Annotated in this window: 14 protein-coding genes, 2 pseudogenes and 1 riboswitch; of the genes and pseudogenes, 8 read left to right on the top strand and 8 right to left on the bottom strand. The window is 59.2% G+C overall.

Annotation, left to right across the window (positions count from 1 at the left end; all coding sequences use genetic code 11):
* The first annotated feature begins 89 nt into the window (after positions 1 to 89).
* A complete protein-coding gene (locus tag AC0V6L_RS08605) occupies positions 90 to 488 on the top strand; it encodes a hypothetical protein (RefSeq protein ID WP_486153878.1) in 399 nt (132 codons plus the stop codon).
* Positions 489 to 541: 53 nt separating this feature from the next.
* Here AC0V6L_RS08605 and AC0V6L_RS08600 read toward each other — a convergent pair whose 3' ends face one another.
* Positions 542 to 1,465: a hypothetical protein gene (locus tag AC0V6L_RS08600; protein ID WP_486153877.1), complete on the bottom strand. Its 924-nt coding sequence runs from the start codon at positions 1,463 to 1,465 to the stop codon at positions 542 to 544.
* A gap of 258 nt (positions 1,466 to 1,723) precedes the next feature.
* On the opposite strand from AC0V6L_RS08600, the gene AC0V6L_RS08595 reads away from it, so the two are divergent.
* On the top strand, positions 1,724 to 2,329 hold the full coding sequence (locus AC0V6L_RS08595; protein ID WP_486153876.1) for an OmpA family protein: 606 nt from the start codon (positions 1,724 to 1,726) through the stop codon (positions 2,327 to 2,329).
* A gap of 81 nt (positions 2,330 to 2,410) precedes the next feature.
* Here the strand turns inward: AC0V6L_RS08595 and AC0V6L_RS08590 are convergent, their stop codons facing one another.
* Entirely contained in the window at positions 2,411 to 2,761 is a 351-nt protein-coding gene (locus AC0V6L_RS08590) for an HPF/RaiA family ribosome-associated protein (protein WP_486150068.1), read from the bottom strand.
* Positions 2,762 to 2,992: 231 nt separating this feature from the next.
* The gene (locus AC0V6L_RS08585; protein WP_486153875.1) at positions 2,993 to 3,607 is read right to left on the bottom strand and encodes a hypothetical protein; all 615 of its coding nucleotides are present in this window, start codon (positions 3,605 to 3,607) and stop codon (positions 2,993 to 2,995) included.
* Between the two features lie 64 nt (positions 3,608 to 3,671).
* Here AC0V6L_RS08585 and AC0V6L_RS08580 point away from each other — a divergent pair, with 64 nt between their 5' ends.
* Positions 3,672 to 4,151 (top strand): YaiI/YqxD family protein, encoded by a 480-nt coding sequence (locus AC0V6L_RS08580; RefSeq protein WP_486150064.1) that lies wholly within the window; start codon positions 3,672 to 3,674, stop codon positions 4,149 to 4,151.
* A 17-nt stretch (positions 4,152 to 4,168) separates the two neighbouring features.
* On the opposite strand, the gene AC0V6L_RS08575 is transcribed toward AC0V6L_RS08580, so the two are convergent.
* From AC0V6L_RS08575 to AC0V6L_RS08555, 5 genes are all read right to left on the bottom strand, one after another.
* Positions 4,169 to 4,804, bottom strand: coding sequence for a hypothetical protein (locus AC0V6L_RS08575; RefSeq protein ID WP_486153874.1), 636 nt, complete (start codon positions 4,802 to 4,804; stop codon positions 4,169 to 4,171).
* Between the two features lie 244 nt (positions 4,805 to 5,048).
* Entirely contained in the window at positions 5,049 to 5,777 is a 729-nt protein-coding gene (locus tag AC0V6L_RS08570) for a TIGR04255 family protein (protein ID WP_486153873.1), read from the bottom strand.
* 202 nt (positions 5,778 to 5,979) lie between these two features.
* Complete coding sequence (locus AC0V6L_RS08565) at positions 5,980 to 6,426, bottom strand: PaaI family thioesterase (RefSeq protein ID WP_486153872.1); 447 nt, start codon at positions 6,424 to 6,426, stop codon at positions 5,980 to 5,982.
* 3 nt (positions 6,427 to 6,429) lie between these two features.
* Positions 6,430 to 8,298, bottom strand: a complete 1,869-nt coding sequence (thiC, locus tag AC0V6L_RS08560; RefSeq protein ID WP_486153871.1) for a phosphomethylpyrimidine synthase ThiC — start codon at positions 8,296 to 8,298, stop codon at positions 6,430 to 6,432.
* Between the two features lie 47 nt (positions 8,299 to 8,345).
* Positions 8,346 to 8,455, bottom strand: a riboswitch (TPP riboswitch).
* A 380-nt stretch (positions 8,456 to 8,835) separates the two neighbouring features.
* Entirely contained in the window at positions 8,836 to 9,438 is a 603-nt protein-coding gene (locus tag AC0V6L_RS08555; protein ID WP_486153870.1) for a thiamine biosynthesis protein ThiC, read from the bottom strand.
* A 253-nt stretch (positions 9,439 to 9,691) separates the two neighbouring features.
* On the opposite strand from AC0V6L_RS08555, the gene AC0V6L_RS08550 reads away from it, so the two are divergent.
* From AC0V6L_RS08550 to AC0V6L_RS08530, 5 genes and pseudogenes are all read left to right on the top strand, one after another.
* Positions 9,692 to 11,275, top strand: coding sequence for a YadA-like family protein (locus tag AC0V6L_RS08550; RefSeq protein WP_486153869.1), 1,584 nt, complete (start codon positions 9,692 to 9,694; stop codon positions 11,273 to 11,275).
* Between the two features lie 202 nt (positions 11,276 to 11,477).
* Positions 11,478 to 13,544, top strand: a pseudogene (locus tag AC0V6L_RS08545) (hypothetical protein); the annotation flags it as partial.
* Between the two features lie 71 nt (positions 13,545 to 13,615).
* A pseudogene (locus AC0V6L_RS08540) lies at positions 13,616 to 14,062 on the top strand (hypothetical protein); the annotation flags it as partial.
* A 135-nt stretch (positions 14,063 to 14,197) separates the two neighbouring features.
* Positions 14,198 to 14,620 carry a YadA C-terminal domain-containing protein gene (locus AC0V6L_RS08535; RefSeq protein WP_486155084.1) on the top strand — a complete coding sequence of 141 codons (423 nt, stop codon included), beginning with the start codon at positions 14,198 to 14,200 and terminating at the stop codon, positions 14,618 to 14,620.
* Positions 14,621 to 14,774: 154 nt separating this feature from the next.
* Positions 14,775 to 17,201: a hypothetical protein gene (locus AC0V6L_RS08530; protein WP_486153868.1), complete on the top strand. Its 2,427-nt coding sequence runs from the start codon at positions 14,775 to 14,777 to the stop codon at positions 17,199 to 17,201.
* The last annotated feature ends 20 nt before the right edge of the window (positions 17,202 to 17,221 follow it).

The raw sequence follows: 17,221 nt of genomic DNA, 5'->3' as shown, positions 1-17,221 counted from the left end.
CTCAGCCCATACCCGGCCCGCTGCATATTCACCCGGTCATCTTTGGCCCGAAACGTCAGGCGCTTGACCCTGAGCCTGCAACACGCGGCGTGCGCAGTTTTGGCGCGGTCCACTGGATCGGCGGCGAGGTTGTCGTTGAACCGGCCGAACAGGACTGGCGCGATAGCTATTCCGGCATCCTCGCCTTTATTGCGGCTAAGGCAGGATTAAACGAAGCGGACGGCGCCGGAGCATGGGCCGATGGAGAGGTCTTCGAACCCGAAGGGCAAGCGCAGCGCTACCGCGTCAAATCGCTTGAGGACGAAGGTGGTAAGGCCGCCGCTTTGTTCGAACTGGTCCCGCTTGATCCTGCCCCTCAGCCGAAGGCCGACAATGGCTCAGCGCCCGGTCCTGCCATCATCAGCGCGCCCGCTGACCCCGCCAATCATACTGCGTCCAGAATGCACCAGCGAAGGTCTAAACCGGTGTTCGGGCGCAAGCTCGTTTAGAAAGACGCGCATCGCGGCGCGCCTGCAGCAAAGGCCAATCCAAAACCCGCAGCCTAAGCCCACGCCGCGCGCTCTCGCCGCAAGCGTTCTTTGGCCCAGTCCCATTGCTGCCAAACCCGCCAGGCATAGCTGCGCACCCAATTTCGCCCCGGGAAAGGCCGGGCCGCATCAGGGCTCGCCCCGCGCGCGCGCAGTCTTGCATTGAACCGGCACGCCTCAGCAAACTGGATGCTCCACCGCGAATTCCACGAAAGCGCGAGCGAAACTGACATTTCCTCATGCACGCGCACCATATGCGGAGCAAAGGCCGGGGCATACAGCGCCTCACTCGGCGCTGGATCGCGCCGGTGTGCCAGCGGAGCCAGGCTATCATTCCATTCTAGAGTGCGAGCTGCGCTGCAACTTGCCGCATCCTCACACAGCGCGCGTTCAAACTCGACCGGGGCAATAACCGATTGTTCTGCATCAGGAAAGCTTGTCACACTGCGCGATCCTGACAGCTGAAAATGGATCGTAAAGGCTGGATCAAACCGCAAGGGGGTGGAGGTATGCGGCGCTGCGATAACCAGCGAAGCGGCAGGTTCGCGCATGGCTCCGGTTACCTTTGCGATCACCGGCTTTAACTCGCCCAAGACATCGCGCATCAGCAGGTCGTATCGCGGATCACGGTCAATGTCGCGCAGCTCAACCGAAGCGGTCCCGCGCTCCATCTGGGCAAGCAGTTCAGCCACACTCAAACCCGCTTTGCCTCCGCGTATCGCCACATGATGCGCCGGCAGGCGCGTCGCCAATTGCGCAATCGCCGCCGAACCCAGCAAAGGATGGCCCGATAGATGGTGACCAAACTGACACCAATTGGCGGGGTAGGCCGCCGCCATCTCCTCCTGCGCGGCATCGTACACCGCCGGAAACAGCTTCATCGCGGTGTCAGCCGATGCCGAATGCGCGGCAAAAGAGGCGTGATCGGAAATTGTCATGACCTGTCCGGCTTACCGCCATTGGGTTAACCGGGCATTCGCGGAAACACAGTTTTACAACCGAGGCAATTTCGCCAGACCATTTGCTCAATCAACCAAGCGTCAAAATTGCATGACACGCATTGTGTAGTGCATTCTTGTCATTCTGCATGATTTTTGCTTAAACCTCTCTTCAGTGTTCGAGTCTGTCACGGCAAAGCGGCACAGCGCCCCTCGCCTAACGCGGATCGTTCGCGCAAGACATGAGGGGAATTGACCATGGCTGATCCAACCCAAACCGCTGCTTCTGGCCGCCGCCGCAAGGACGCAGAAGAAGACACCATGTTCCAGACCGGGTGCCTCGTCGCCCTGATCGCAATCGGTGCCATCGCGGTGGCAGCTCTGGTTTCGGTCTGGGCCAATTCCACCATCCTCGCCGAAGATCCCGAAGCAGCCGTGAGCGCGCCAGCCGCCGCCTCACCTGAACCCGCACCGGCTCCCGAGGCCGCACCCGAACCGCAAACCGTGCCCGAAGGCGCTGGCATCACTGCAAGCGAACGCGATGGCCGCCCCATGCTGAGCGTCTATTTCGACAGCGGCGCCACCGATGTCACGCCCGATTTCGAAACCGTCTCCGCTGGCCTTCGCGGCTACCTTGACGCGAACCCGGATGCGACGCTCGCCATATCGGGCTTTAACGATCCCACCGGGAATGCCGAACTGAACGCTGAATTGTCCAAACAGCGCGCTGAAAACGTGCAGGCGCAGCTGGTTGCGCTTGGCATTGATGAAGCGCGCACTGAACTTGTCAAACCCGATGACACCACCAGCGAAGAGCTATCCAATGCCGAAGCGCGCCGGGTTGAGATCACGATTGTCGAATAGACACGCAGCCGAGTAACAGTTTGAGGTGGAGTAGGAAAACGCTTCTGTCACCACCTTGAACGCAGACTTACGCCGGCACGATCAGAGCACCTTGTCAGGGCGCGGGTCGTGCTTGTGCTTTTCCTCTTTACCCAGCACGCGTTCCAGCCGCTGCGCCATCGTATTGGCCGCGCGCCGGGCTGCTGTGTCGACATCGCTTGCATGTTCGGTGACGCCGATTGGTTTGCCGCCGCGCGGGCGCGCCTCGATCATGCAGGTTTTGTCATCTGCGCCGCCTTTGCGCCCGTTCTCATCGGTAACGTGCACTTCTAGCCGAGTGAGCCGATCTTCGAACCGCGCCATTTTGTCACGCATCATCGCCTCGATCCGCTCTGCCACATTTTCTGTGCCCATTACCGAACTGTCGGAGTTAAACTGAAACTGCATTGTCATAGCAAGGCTCTCCTTTGATGCTTTTTTGTACCATCCAATGTGGGAAGCCATGCGCAAAGGGGCAAGCACAATCGACCCCATTTCAGGTCCCAATCACCGCCGTTTTGACCCATTGGCGAAGTTGACAAAGGTGACACCGTGTCACCCACCCTTTTCGCGGGAAAAACCACGGAAATCCGCGCTTTCTTGAGCAAAAATCAAAGGTGACACTTATCCAACATGAAAACGCCTTTATTTCGCGTTGTCAGGCCGATCTTTCTTAGAGTTATTCCTGTTTTCCAGATATTTAACCGCCTCAATTTCGTCCGCCTCTCCATCCATTCGGCTTTCTTCGGCCCATGTTTCAGGGCCGCTTTCCAAACGATCGACCAATTGCCCAAACTCGGCATCGGAGTAATCGGTATCAAGCGTCCGCATCGCAATATTGGCCGGGCGAAACGCACCGCGCATCGCCAACAAAGCGACCGTCAGCCGTTCATCAAATTTGCGCGATGTGTGGACCAGCTCGCCTTTATAGAGATGCGGCACCTCCACCCCATTCATGGCCCGGTCCATCGCCAATTCGGCAAGCGCATCGAACTGGCATCGAAACGCTGCCGTCCATGCCATATCAAATGGCTCGCCCTTCATCCGGGCGCGCAGCCTGTAGGCCGATTGGCGGCTCATCCCGACACTGCGGGCGGCCTCGGTTACGCTGTGACACGCCGAAAGCGTGCGCAGAAATTCGGCTTGCTTTGCCAATGTCCATCCATCGCGGCGAATAGAGGTAACCGTGCGCGCGGTGTCGGATGCCAGTGAAGAGGAATGGGCGGAGATGCGCGTGGGCGCTGATTTGGAGTTGCTCATCGACGAGCATAAGCCACAATTTTGCAATGTAGGAAAGATTGACCGGGCGCGCTAAGGGGGCGTCATGCCTGACTTTGATGGCGCTTTATCGCCTGTAACCATCCTGATCGACGCCGATGCCTGCCCCGTCAAAGACGAGATCTACCGCGTCGCTGACCGGTACAAAGCCGAAGTGCGCGTTGTCAGCAATTCCCCGTTCCGTATCCCCGATAACCCGCGGGTTAAACGGGTGGTGGTCGGTGATGGCTTTGACGCGGCTGATGATTGGATTGCCGATAATGCGGATGCGCGCAGCGTCGTCATCACCGGCGACATCCCGCTAGCGGATCGCTGCCTGAAAGCGGGCGCGCGCGTGCTCAAGCATAATGGCGATGCTTTCACCCCCGCGAGCATAGGCGCAGCGCTTGCGACCCGCGCAATTATGGAAGACCTGCGGGCGGGAATGGACGGAATAGGCGGAGGCCCGCCGCCTTTTTCCAAGGCGGACAGGTCGCGGTTCTTGCAAAGCTTGGACCGGGTGATGGTGGCTATGGGGCGGGGTTAGCCTTTACCCGCCTGCTCCTAACCGCGCAGTAAACTGAATAGTTTTTCATACCATTTTTTTGGTGGTTGCGTATCATCGGGGCGGGCTATCGCCATTTGGCGTAGCGGTAATGGCTGGCCTTTTGGCCGTTTTAGAAGAGAATTGTGCAGAGCCGTATCAATATATCTCAGACCGAACTCCGATACTGCTGCTAGCTTTGATACTCCGTCTCTCTCCAACTCACGAATATTCGTGTGAGCCATCGCGTTTAAGTACAACAATCCACCCCACGGAAGGGCATCTGCGATTGTAGGGATGTATGCTACACGGTCGACAACATTCTTTCCCAAAGCGTCGACGAAGTTGCGAACTTGTTCGGGGGTCCTTGAATTGTTAAGATCATTTAGGGCCGTCTCGAACGGAATTATTGGACAGATTAAAGCAGTATCGTTGAAAGGCCGATCATTTCGTGGATCGATATCGCATTCGTGCGAGACAACATAAGCCACTCCGACCGCCACGGAAAATTCCTGCTCCGCGATGTTATAAATCGGGAAAGCAAGATTAGACGCGATCAGGCCTACTCCCCAGTCAAGGCCCTCCGTAGGTCCAAAGAAGCGCGAGAAATCAGAATGCGCGCCACGCAACCGTTCATCTGCATCTTCAATCCGCACGACTATCCGCGAGTGAGCGTTTTTCTGATCTCCACCGATTTCAGGAGCGCTTGACTCAGAACTTGATGCTCCTCGGCATCCATTCGATAGATTTTCGGTCCAATCAGTGAAATCGCTACATCGACGAATAACTCGTCTGATAGGAAACGGTCTTTGCCGGCCCGGGTGGGGTTCCGCTTCGTCAAAACCTCACGTGTCGGTGCAGTAAGGGTATCAATTTCATATGAAAGGGTCAGAGCTTGCGTCACTGCTTAACCTCCAACTCCGCAACGATATGGTCAGGCAGTAAAGCAAAGAATCGCTTATTCTTTTCATCACGCGCTGCCGCCAACCATGATCTTAGTTGATCAAGACTCCAATTCTCAAAACCGTCTCTCTTCAGCACAGTAATGTCGACAGCAAAAGTAGTCTCATCCGGCAATTTTCCAATCACATGTTTCGCGGAGGCAATACGGATATGCGACTCCAAAGATCTGTCATCATCAGAAGCGAATGAAATTGTCAGATCGCGAAGTTTTTGGCTACCGACACTGACTTCTATGTTCATATCATTTATGCTGGAAACAGCATGGCCATTTGAGGTCAAAGCATTTATGTACCTCAAACTGCATTTATCAAGAGAATTATAACCGTCTCTAGGAAAGATTTTCTGCAGCGAGTTCAGGCTAGAATTCAGAAACGTTGTCCACCCTGGATATGGAGCGACGCGGTGGATTGCTATCACACCGTAGCCGATCCGTAGAAAATGCTCGGCGCTTTCAGCTTGATACAACGCTTGATGCCAAAGGTTCGGGTCATTCTCTCGAGCTGAAATCGGGATATCCGCTTCAGGAAGTCGCTCAATTCTTAGTCCGAGGCTCGAAACCGCGGACAACATTTCACCCAGCGCAATCTCCGGCATCCCGGATGGATTGTACCGTAGCTCTAATACGCATTCCAAAATTGCATCTGGATCAATTTGATCAACAGACATTCAACACTCCTTCTGGCGGGCGCTGTGAACCACGAAGTTAGGTTCCATGGCAAGATAAGGCGTTAGCATAGCGCGATGAATTGTGCATTTATGAGTCTGAAGCGTGGGAAACCCCACAATTTACTCCTCCTCAGGCAAATACAGCCGCTGCCCCTTCTCCTTATGCACCCGGCTCATCTCCTCCATCCCCGCTTCCGCGCCCTCACCCGTCCCAGGAATGCGACAGCAGCTTTATCGTGACCTTCCCTGTCGCAACCAGCGTGCCCTTGCTATCCAGCATCGGTACTTCGGCCAAATACCCAGCGCTGCCTTTGCGTTCCAGGTCTGCCAGTAATCCTGCGATTTGCTCTTCGCTAAGTCGGTATTCGGCGGTCACATCGCTGGCAGCCATGCGGTGAAAGTCGACCGCAATGTCTTTTACGATGGGAAAGTGCTTCTCTGCATCCACAACAGAGATACCCGGATTGGCTGCGGTCGCTTCGGCCAGTACGGTGAAGGCGCCCATATACATCACATCAACGTGATTGGCATTGGGTCCAAGCGGCATAAGCGCTTTGGCATAGCCGCGCTCTAAAGCGAGATATTGCATCTCAGTGCGCTCCACAAAAGGCACGCGGTATTGATGATCTTGTGCTTTTGTCGCGGTCATGGCTTACTCCTCCTCTGGCAAATACAGCCGCTCCCCCTTCTCCTTATACACCCGGCTCATCTCCTCCATTCCCGCTTCCGCGCCTTCAACCGGCGCAGTCGCTGCAAGGAAGCTGTCCGCGCCCGCATTCTGCTTGGCGGCGAATTCGCGCACTTCCTGAGAAATCTTCATTGAGCAGAATTTCGGCCCGCACATGGAGCAGAAATGCGCCGTTTTCGCGCCTTCGGCTGGCAGGGTTTGGTCGTGGAATTCTTCGGCGGTTTCGGGGTCGAGGGAGAGGTTGAACTGGTCTCTCCAGCGGAATTCAAAGCGCGCTTTTGACAGCGCATCATCGCGCACTTTGGCGGCCGGGTGGCCTTTCGCCAAGTCTGCTGCGTGGGCGGCGAGTTTGTAGGTCACCACGCCCACTTTTACATCGTCACGGTCAGGCAGGCCGAGGTGCTCTTTGGGCGTCACGTAGCAGAGCATTGCGGTGCCGTACCAACCGATTTGTGCAGCGCCAATGCCGCTGGTGATGTGATCGTAACCGGGCGCGATATCGGTTACGAGGGGGCCAAGCGTGTAGAACGGCGCTTCGCCGCAGGCTTCGAGCTGCTTGTCCATATTCTCTTTGATCTTGTGCATGGGGACATGGCCCGGCCCTTCGATCATGACCTGAACATCGCGTTCCCAAGCGCGCTTGGTCAGCTCGCCCAGAGTGTAAAGCTCGGCAAATTGCGCTTCGTCATTGGCGTCCGCGATGGAGCCCGGGCGCAGGCCATCGCCGAGTGAATAGGCGATGTCATATGCGGCGCAGATCTCTGAGATGTCGTCGAAATGTTCGTAGAGGAAGCTTTCCTTGTGATGGGCAAGGCACCATTTCGCCATGATGCTGCCGCCGCGAGAGACAATGCCAGTGACGCGCTTCGCCGCCATCGGCACAAACGGCAGACGCACGCCTGCGTGAATGGTGAAATAATCGACGCCCTGTTCGGCTTGTTCGATAAGCGTGTCGCGGAAAATGTCCCAGGTGAGGTCTTCTGCGACCCCGCCGACTTTCTCAAGCGCTTGGTAAATCGGCACAGTGCCAACGGGGACAGCGGAATTGCGGATGATCCATTCGCGCGTGTCGTGAATGTTGCGGCCGGTGGACAGGTCCATGATCGTATCCGCGCCCCAGCGCGTGGCCCAGACCATCTTGTCAACCTCACTCGCCACGTCAGAGGCAACCGCGCTGTTCCCGATATTGGCGTTGATCTTGACGAGGAAATTGCGCCCGATCGCCATCGGCTCTGTTTCGGGGTGGTTGATATTGTTGGGGATGATGGCTCTGCCGCGCGCCACTTCTGAGCGGACAAATTCGGGCGTGATGACATCGGGAATTTCCGCGCCCCAGCTTTCGCCATCGCGCACGAAATCAGCCGCCAGTTCGCGGCCCAAGTTCTCACGCTCTGCGACATATTCCATTTCGGGCGTGATGATGCCTTTGCGGGCATAGTGCATCTGAGTGACGTTCTGCCCTGCTTTGGCGCGAAGCGGGCGTTTCACCACATTGGGAAACTGCGGAACCCCACCAGAACGGTCTGGCCCCAATTGCCCGTTATCTTCAGGCTTCACCTCGCGCCCGTCATATTGCTCAACATCGCCGCGCGCGCTGATCCAGTCAGAGCGAAGGCCGGCAAGCCCTGCATTGATATCAATGCTGACATTTTCATCGGTGTAGGGGCCGGATGTGTCATAGACCCGCACCGGCTCTTCGCCCGCTTCCAGATCAATCTCGCGCATGGCGACCTGAATACCGCTGCCCGTGCGCGCGCCGATATGAACCTTGCGGCTGCCACGAATGGGCCCAGTGGTTACGCCAATTTCTACAGGTGAATTGATATCGGCCATTTACGCTCTCCTAAAGACGGAGAGATCGCACAGCCGCTCCTTCAACACGCTCAGGACAGCCCGCTCCCTCCGCCTGTGTTAACAGGTTCAGGTTCAACGGGTCATGGGGCGCTACACCCACCTCTCAGCGCAAAGCAGCGCTCCCCGGGGATGGATTAAAGCTAGGCGCTTTAACCGTGCGCGTCCAGTGTTTGATGTTGTGTTTGATGCCGTGTTCGCAGCGCAGTCCGTGGGCGCTGTGTTTGTGGCGGGGGTCAGCTTATCGCAGGCGCTGTCAAAGCCATCGCAAAGCCAGCAGCGCAGCATGCCCCTGCCGCCACGCGAACAATAAAGGTAACGGTATCCCTGATTGCAAAATTCATAATCGTAAGCCCCCTGACCTGGCTTTGTCTCGGTAAATCTCGGCCCAGCCGTCTAACGCGGGCTGAGCAATGCCAAGGACAATAAAGCCTGGGCAGCCAATCGCCTTGGAAGAATGCGACAAATTGAGAGAGGGGATTAAACGAGCAAGAATGTGCCGGTCTTGCGGCGGACGGATCAGCCCTCGTCTGTTCGCAGCGTCATCAGGCACACGGCCAGCAGCACGGTCGCCAACACGCCTGATCCCCCTGCCAGCGGCAATTCGCCAAACACATCGCGGCCCGCAGCCATGGATGCGGCATTGGTGACAGCGGCAAACAGGCCAACGACCACGCTAAGCCCGCCAAGCGCTTTGCCGCCCGCGCTCAATGTCGCAAAGCCAAAGGCCATCAGCGCCATGGCCAGCAAAACCTTTGCCGCATTGTAGACCATGAACGAGAATGCCACGATAGCGCCTGCAACAGGCGCGAGCGCTTCCACTTCGCCTGCCGCTTCGAAAAATGGGCCGAACAACGTCAGCCCGACACCCACCTGCACCACGTTAAGGACGCTTGCAAAGGCGATTGCGGCAAAGCCCAGATGCACGCGCCCAGTTTGCGCCATGGCCGCGCCGGCAAAGGCTGTCATCAGCGTAAAGAGCACGCCTTCTGCGCCCCACAGCAATTGCCGGGGCACATCGACTTCGTTGATGTAAAGCACGGTGTAAACCGCCTGCGTCACTGCCGCGATCAGCAGCAGAATGGCGGTGATGCGCGTGTTGCGCGAAAGTGTGAATTCCATGTGTGTAGCCCCCAAAGGTATCGCATTCGCAGCAGGTTCGCACCCAGCGGCAAAAGGTTACAGGTGATTGGACATTATTTTTCGCCTTGCCAAGCTGCGGGAACCGGGCTGCGCCATCTGTGCGCGAAAAACCTGCTCTATAATGGCGCTATCGCTGCTGCCCTCTTGTGCCTAACCCCTGCTAATAAAGGTCTATTGGTATAGATCTATTGCGGGGAATATTTGGGCGAACGGCCCAATTAAGGGGCATGGTATGACACTAAAACTTTATGCGGCATTGGGCGTTTTGCTTTTAAATATGGCGGCGGTCACTTGGCCGCAGGCGGCGCGCGCGGATGATTGCTTGCTTGACCGCGACAATGATGGCGCGGTTGATCTGGGACCGACCGACAATGATGGCGCGGCCAATTCCAACGACGATGAAACGTCCACCGCATGCGGCATCAATGCGCAGGCAACGGGCGCTTTTTCGAGCGCGTTTGGCAGTTCGGCCAATGCTGAAGGGGACCGTTCCATCGCGGTTGGCAGGCTGGCGGATGCAACGGGTGTAAGCTCCAGCGCGCTGGGCCAACAGGCCGATGCCAGCGGCGCGTTCGCCGTGGCAGTGGGCGGCAATGCAACCGCCAGCCGCGAAGGGGCGATTGCCATTGGCAGAGCATCTTTTGCGACCGCTCATGGCGCAGTGGCTCTGGGCTGGAACACACAGGCCAGCGGCGTTGGCGCGGTTGCGATTGGCGGTGATGGCAATGATGCAGGCGATACAGGCGCGCTGGCGCTGGGGGCGGATTCCACCGCCCTTGGCGCAGACAGTCTGGCCAGCGCAATATTCGCCACCGCTTTGGGCGCGCAGGCACAGGCGACAGGGGTAGAAGCCATCGCGCTGGGTTCGCAATCGCGCGCAGAGGCAACTCGCTCCATCGCCATTGGGCACCAAACCCGCGCAAACGCCGATGGCGCTGCGGCTTTTGGTACAGGCGCAAGAGCAATGGGCGAAGACGCTTCTGCCCTTGGCACCGGAACCCAGGCGAGCGGATTGTCAAGCGCGGCGCTGGGCCGCAACGCTTTCGCCACGGCGGCCAGCGCAACGGCAGTTGGCAACACCGCAGGCGCAAGTGCAGGCCGCGCCACCGCCGTGGGACAGGACAGCCGCGCGGCAGGCAATCGCGCAACGGCTGTCGGGTTCGGCGCGCAGGCCGGGGAACGCGCAACTTCAGTGGGCGAAAATTCGCGCGCAAGCGGTTTTGCCAGCACCGCTATCGGATTTGAGGCTGAAGCTGCGAACACCCGCTCCACTGCCATCGGTGCAGGCGCAGAAACGAGCCGCAATGATCAAGTGGCGCTGGGCGGGGATGGCTCCAGCGTGCGGATCGGCGATATTGCTGCTTCAACAGCTGCACAGCAGGGTCCGGTGGATGTCGTCACGATTGACCAGAACGGCACTCTTGGCCGCCAGCAGGCCGCATCCGCCGCTTCGGTTGCCAATGTGCAGGTGTCGATGGATGCTCTCGCGCAAGTATCAGATGCTCAGTTCAGCGCGCTGGAAACCAGCGTTCGTGCAATCGGTGACCGGGTGGCAGGATTGGAATTTCAGCTGGAGGACATGGACCAGCGACTGTCCGGCGGGATCGCAGCGGCCATGGCATTGGGCGGTCAGATGATTGTGCCGGACAGCGCGGTCAGCTTCAGCCTCAATGCCTCCACCTACAGGGGCGAACAGGGCTTTGCCGGCTCCGTATCGGCCCGCCTTGCAGACAGGGTCTATATCTCCGCCGGCCTTGCAGGCTCCAGCGCGCCCGACAGCACAGGCGGGCGCGTGGGGGTGGCATTTGGGTTCTAAGAATTGTTGGGCGCTAACCCATATCTCCGAACAGAACAGTAAGCATCTAAATTGCTTCTGTTTTCTGTTGCCATCGGGCAAGTTTCGCCCAATACTGATCGCATCAGGGGAGCGGGGTTATAATTACTTTGGCACAGCGCTGATCAGGATCGCGCTTGGCTCTGTTCCTCTTGGAAAACTGCAAGGTTTAAGGGGAATTGCCATGAAGACGAAGCTGCTTGTCACCACCGCCATGATCGCCGGAAGCTTGGGCCTCGCGCTCACACCGCACAGCGCACAGGCCGAAGATTGCCTGCTCGACCGCGACGATGACGGGGTTGTCGATGAAGGATCAGACAATGATGGCGGGGCGGATTCGGCCAATATCAACACCTCGCTCGCCTGCGGGGTCGGATCAAGCACAACCGGCACGCGCGCGGTTGCATTGGGATCGGACAGCACAGCGGCGATCAACGCGGTTGCGCTTGGTTTTGGAGCGATTGCAGACGCCGATGCGCTGGCACTAGGGCGCAGTTCGGTCGCAGCGAGAGATGGCATTGCTCTTGGTTCGTTTGCGCAAGCCAATGGCCAAGGATCCATTGTGATTGGCAGTCCTACAAGGGGACCGGGCGCGGTTCCTGTGCAGGCTTTTGGTGTGGACTCCATCGTGATTGGCACCGGATCGCGGGTCTTTAGCAACAATGCAATCGCCATTGGCAGCGACGGAAACGGTGACGAGCTGGGTGCATTTGTCGCGACAGATGGCAGCATCGCGATTGGCGTGGACGCTGAAAACAACGGGTCTAATTCTGTCGTCATAGGGGCTCGGTCGAACACCAGCCGAGACAACGTTTTTGCAGTGGGATCTGACGGTGAAGAGCGCATCATAGCCAACGTCAATGATGGCGTTTTCGACACCGATGCGGTGAATGTGCGGCAACTCAATGCGGCACTTGGCACAATGAGCGGATTTGGAGGCGCGGTCATCAATTTTAGCGAAGGATCAGAGCCGACCGCAACCGGGTTCGGCTCTATCGCTATCGGAGAGCTTTCCTTTGCCGATGGGTCAGAAGCCACGACCATCGGCGCGATGTCCGGTGCCAATGGCGATATGACCACAGCTGTTGGCGCGATCACCAATGCAACAGGCTTTGGCGCAGCCGCTTTTGGCGGAGCAAATGCCAATGGCGAAAACAGCCTCGCGCTGGGTTCCGGCGCCAATGCCAGCCGCGAAACTGCAACCGCTGTGGGCGCGCAGGCCGTGGCATCCGCCCCGCGCGCGGTCGCCATCGGGTTCGGATCAGAAGCGACCGAGGCCAACACCGTCTCTGTCGGCGCATCGGGCGATTTCCGCCGGATCACCAATGTCGCAGAAGGCGTGAATGCCAATGACGCAGTGACGCTTTCCCAGCTTGAAGCAGCCGTGGGCGGCGGCGGCGCAAGCGGGGGTTTCCTGGACGTCAATTCAGACGGTGTCAGCCCTCAAGCTTTGGGTGATGAGGCCATTGCCATTGGCCCCGAAGCACGCGCGGAAGGGCAATTCTCGGTCGCTATCGGCGCAGACAGCGACGACTCCGGCAATGCAGGCACAATCGCGGAAGGTTTTGGCGCTTTGGCGCTTGGATCAGAGGCTCAGGTTATCCGTGCGGACAATTCAGTCGCGCTTGGATACGGATCACTCGCGGATCAGGACAATGTCGTCTCAATCGGGATTGCCGGCTCTGAACGCCGCATCATCCACGTCGCCGAAGGGTTCGAAGACACCGATGCCGTCAATGTCGCGCAGCTTAACACCGCGCTTGAAACAGTCGCTGGCGCATCACGATTTCTCGCTGCCACAGGGACACAGGGACCGGCAGGCTTTGTGGGCGAGGATTCCATTGCGCTGGGATCAGGAGCGGATGCCGATGCGCAATTGAGCATCGCAATCGGCACGCGCGCATCTGTGGGCCGCAATGATAGCGCGGTGGCAATCGGGGCGTTCGCAAATACCTTTGGCGAGCGCGCTGTCGCAATCGGCAACGAATCCGCTGCAGCGCAGGATTCGGTCTCCATTGGACAATCGGCTTTCACCAATGTCGCACGCGCCACCGCGATTGGTCAGGCGGCGTTTGTGAGCGCAGAGGGCGCAGTTGCAATCGGCCAGGATTCCGCCGCGCTGGAAGAGGACACCGTATCATTCGGGCGCCAGGGATCAGAGCGGCGGCTGGTCAATGTCGCTGATGGCACTGCAAACACCGATGCGGTCAATCTGGGACAACTCAACAACGCTATTGCCAATGTATCATCTGGCGGCAGCGCCTTTTGGCAATTCAACCGGGAACAAGCTCAACACCGGCTTCCGCCACGGGCACACAGTCTGTGGCATTGGGCGTCAATGCGAATGCCAGTGATGCAGACGCGCTTGCCGTTGGTGCGAACACGTCGGCAGCAGGCGCTGGCGCCGCCGCCTTTGGTGCAGGGGCCAATGCTGGCGCAGCCCAATCGCTCGCGCTTGGCAGCGGGGCAGCGGGCACGGGCGAAAACGCCTCGGCTGTCGGCACGGGCACGCAGGCCTCTGGCACATCCAGCGCCGCATTGGGCCGCAATGCCTTTGCCACCGCCGCCAGCGCAACTGCTGTGGGTAACACGGCAGGCGCAACCGCTGGCCGGGCGACGGCTGTGGGGCAAGACAGCCGCGCCACAGGCAGCCGCGCCACCGCGGTTGGATTTGGCACCAATGCCAGAAACCGCGCAACAGCCGTTGGCGAAGGGGCCGATGCGCGCGGAGGGTTCAGCACGGCGGTCGGCTTTGAAGCCGAAGCGTTCAACGCCCGCTCCACCGCGATTGGCGCAGGCGCAGCGACGACCGCTGACGATCAGGTCGCTTTGGGCGGTAGCGGTTCATCGGTGCGGATCGGCGATATCGCCGCCTCCACCGATGCACAGCAAGGCCCCGTCGATGTGGTTACCATTGATGAAAACGGCGTTCTGGGCCGCCAGCAGGCCGCGACCGCTGCCTCTGTTGCCAATGTGCGCGTGTCGATGAACGCCCTTGCCCAAGTGAACGAGGCGCAATTTGGCGCTTTGGAAGCGCGCGTGGGCGGTTTGGAAACCCGGATTGATGGCGCATTTGATCTGGCGCAAACGGTGGATGATGATGCCAAGCGCGGCATCGCGGCCATCGCAGCGCAAGCCGCCCCGCATTTCCCCAGTGAAGCCGGCAAAACCAGCTATGCCAGCAATGTCGCAACCTATCGCGGCGAAGTGGGCGTATCGCTTGGCCTGATGCACCGGTTTGAAGGCGATGTCGCGATCACCGCCGGGGTCACTTATGCAGGCGGCAATTCCACCGCCGTGCGCGCCGGGGTGGCGGGCGAGTTTTAAGCCGCGATGCAAAATTTACGTTGAGAAAAGGTAACGTTTCGAGTCATTTAAGGGTTTAGCCGGGAGCATATTTACTTAAGCCACTTTGAAAATTTCATGGATGATTTCGTGCAATTGCGGATCGCGAACAGCAATCAAGCAATGCGAGGTATCCATGAAATTTCCCACAGCAATCAAATGCTCGGCTTATGCAATCGCTGCCGGCTTGGCTTTCGCTCCTGGTGAGGATGTGAAAGCGCAAGCCTGCTTGCTCGATATCAATGCAGATGGCGTCATCACGGTGCTTGGCGATGGCACCGATGGCGCGTCGGTGGTCGGCGCGGCCACCTCAGTGCTTGCGTGCGGATCTGGCGCTATCGTTGATGGCGATGATGCGGTCGCCATTGGCTCCGATGCAGAAGCAAGCGGGGACGACACAACAGCGACCGGATCAAACGCAAAGGCAACAGGGCAAGACGCCGCCGCTTTTGGATCTTCTAGCGAAGCTGACGGTATTGGCGCACTCGCCGTGGGAACTGGCGCGGATGCGGTGGCCAATGGAGCAACCGCAATCGGCAATCTCGCCAATGCCGATGGGGTGAACGCCATCGCCGCAGGCAAATCGGCAGAGGCCACCGCTGCAGGCGCTGCGGCCATCGGCAATCTTGCAAGCGCGACAGGCATTGACGCCAGCGCGTTCGGCAAAGAAGCCTCCGCCGCAGCAGACGGAGCCACCGCGATTGGAAATCTCGCAAGTGCCGACGGAGTAAACGCCATCGCCGCAGGCAAATCCGCTGAAGCCACCGCTGCGGGCGCTGCCGCCATCGGCAATCTTGCCAGCGCGACAGGCATTGACGCCAGCGCATTCGGTAAAGAAGCCTCCGCCGCGGCAGACGGAGCGACCGCAATCGGCAATCTCGCAAATGCCGATGGGGTGAACGCCATCGCTGCAGGCAAATCGGCAGAGGCCACCGCTGCAGGCGCTGCGGCCATCGGCAATCTTGCCCGCGCGTTTGGTGCGGATTCAACGTCAGTGGGCACCGGGGCGCAAGCCACCGAGGAAGGCGCAGCCGCCTATGGCAGTTTCGCGTCAGCGACAGGCATTGATGCCAGCGCGCTCGGCAAAGAAGCCTCCGCTGCTGCAGACAGAGCAACCGCGATTGGCAATCTTGCAAATGCAACAGGGGTCAATTCATTTGCGGCAGGCGCGGATGCCAAGGCCTTTTCTGATGCGGCCACAGCAGTGGGCCATGATGCATCAGCCACTGGCATAGGCGCTGCTGCATTCGGCGACGCGGCAACAGCGTCAGGTGCATCATCCTTTGCCGCAGGAGCAAACGCGCAATCCTTGGCGGATAACGCGATTGCCATCGGTAGAGCATCGCAGGCCAATTCGATCGAAGCGATTGCTATCGGATATGAGGCGCAGACCAGCGGCATTACAGGCGCTGCGATTGGCAGAGGCGCGTCCAGCCAAGGCGCGTCATCGCTTGCCTTTGGCACATTCGCATCGGCAGCGCAGGATGAAGCGCTGGCCATAGGGGCCGGTGCCAATGCAGCTTCACAAAGAGCGATTGCGCTGGGATCTGCCAGCAATGCGGCAGGCATATCGTCGATCGCGATTGGCGGCGATGGCGGGGATGCTGACAGCCTGGGCGCGCAAGCCCTGGCAGATGGCGCAGCCGCATTCGGAGTGGATGCGTTTGCCAGCATGACCAATTCACTTGCAATGGGCGCAAGAGCGCAAGGCACGGGCGAGAACGCCTCAGCCCTTGGCGCAGGTTCACGGGCAACGGGCTTTTCCAGCGCGGCAATGGGCCGCAATGCCTTTGCCACCGCTGCCAGCGCAACGGCGGTCGGCAATACCGCGGGCGCCACTGCAGGCCGGGCGACGGCTGTGGGACAGCTCAGCCGCGCAACCGGATCACGCGCAACCGCGGTGGGGTTCGGCGCGAATGCTGGAGAACGCGCGACGGCATTGGGTGAGAACACAGAGGCCAGCGGCAGTTTCAGCACGGCAATTGGCGTTGATGCGGTCGCTTCGCACAGACAAGCAACAGCCATCGGCCAAGGTGCGGCGACCACTGCGGACAAGCAAGTGACGCTGGGCGGCGCCGGATCATCGGTCCGGCTGGGCGATATCACCGCATCCACCGCCGCGCAGGAAGGCCCCGTCGATGTTGTGACGATAGATGCAAACGGCACTTTGGGTCGCCAGCAGGCCGCGACCGCTGCCTCTGTCGCCAATATGCGCGTGTCGATGAATGCTCTGGCAATGGTTTCCGATGCGCAATTTGGCGCGCTTGAGGCTCGCGTGGGCGGGCTGGAAACGCGGATTGATGGCGCGTTTGATCTGGCGCAGACGGTCGATGATGATGCAAAACGCGGGATTGCCGCCATTGCAGCGCAAGCCGCGCCGCACTTCCCCAGTGAAGCGGGCAAAACCAGCTATGCCAGCAATATCGCGGCCTATCGCGGCGAAGTGGGCGTATCGCTTGGCCTGATGCACCGGTTTGAAGGCGATGTCGCGATCACCGCCGGGGTCACTTATGCAGGCGGCAATTCCACCGCCGTGCGCGCCGGGGTGGCGGGCGAGTTTTAAGCCGCCCCAACAAACCCTTG

The organism is Erythrobacter sp. JB1-15, assembly GCF_057365035.1.
This window is presented reverse-complemented; position numbering and strand designations above follow the sequence as displayed.

Bases quoted from the DNA above. Each gene is read 5' to 3' on its own strand.
- AC0V6L_RS08600 (WP_486153877.1), bottom strand. From the start codon at position 1,465: ATGACAATTTCCGATCACGCCTCTTTTGCCGCGCATTCGGCATCGGCT.
- AC0V6L_RS08595 (WP_486153876.1), top strand. From the start codon at position 1,724: ATGGCTGATCCAACCCAAACCGCTGCTTCTGGCCGCCGCCGCAAGGAC.
- AC0V6L_RS08590 (WP_486150068.1), bottom strand. From the start codon at position 2,761: ATGACAATGCAGTTTCAGTTTAACTCCGACAGTTCGGTAATGGGCACA.
- AC0V6L_RS08585 (WP_486153875.1), bottom strand. From the start codon at position 3,607: ATGAGCAACTCCAAATCAGCGCCCACGCGCATCTCCGCCCATTCCTCT.
- AC0V6L_RS08580 (WP_486150064.1), top strand. From the start codon at position 3,672: ATGCCTGACTTTGATGGCGCTTTATCGCCTGTAACCATCCTGATCGAC.
- AC0V6L_RS08570 (WP_486153873.1), bottom strand. From the start codon at position 5,777: ATGTCTGTTGATCAAATTGATCCAGATGCAATTTTGGAATGCGTATTA.
- AC0V6L_RS08565 (WP_486153872.1), bottom strand. From the start codon at position 6,426: ATGACCGCGACAAAAGCACAAGATCATCAATACCGCGTGCCTTTTGTG.
- thiC (WP_486153871.1), bottom strand. From the start codon at position 8,298: ATGGCCGATATCAATTCACCTGTAGAAATTGGCGTAACCACTGGGCCC.
- AC0V6L_RS08555 (WP_486153870.1), bottom strand. From the start codon at position 9,438: ATGGAATTCACACTTTCGCGCAACACGCGCATCACCGCCATTCTGCTG.
- AC0V6L_RS08550 (WP_486153869.1), top strand. From the start codon at position 9,692: ATGACACTAAAACTTTATGCGGCATTGGGCGTTTTGCTTTTAAATATG.
- AC0V6L_RS08530 (WP_486153868.1), top strand. From the start codon at position 14,775: ATGAAATTTCCCACAGCAATCAAATGCTCGGCTTATGCAATCGCTGCC.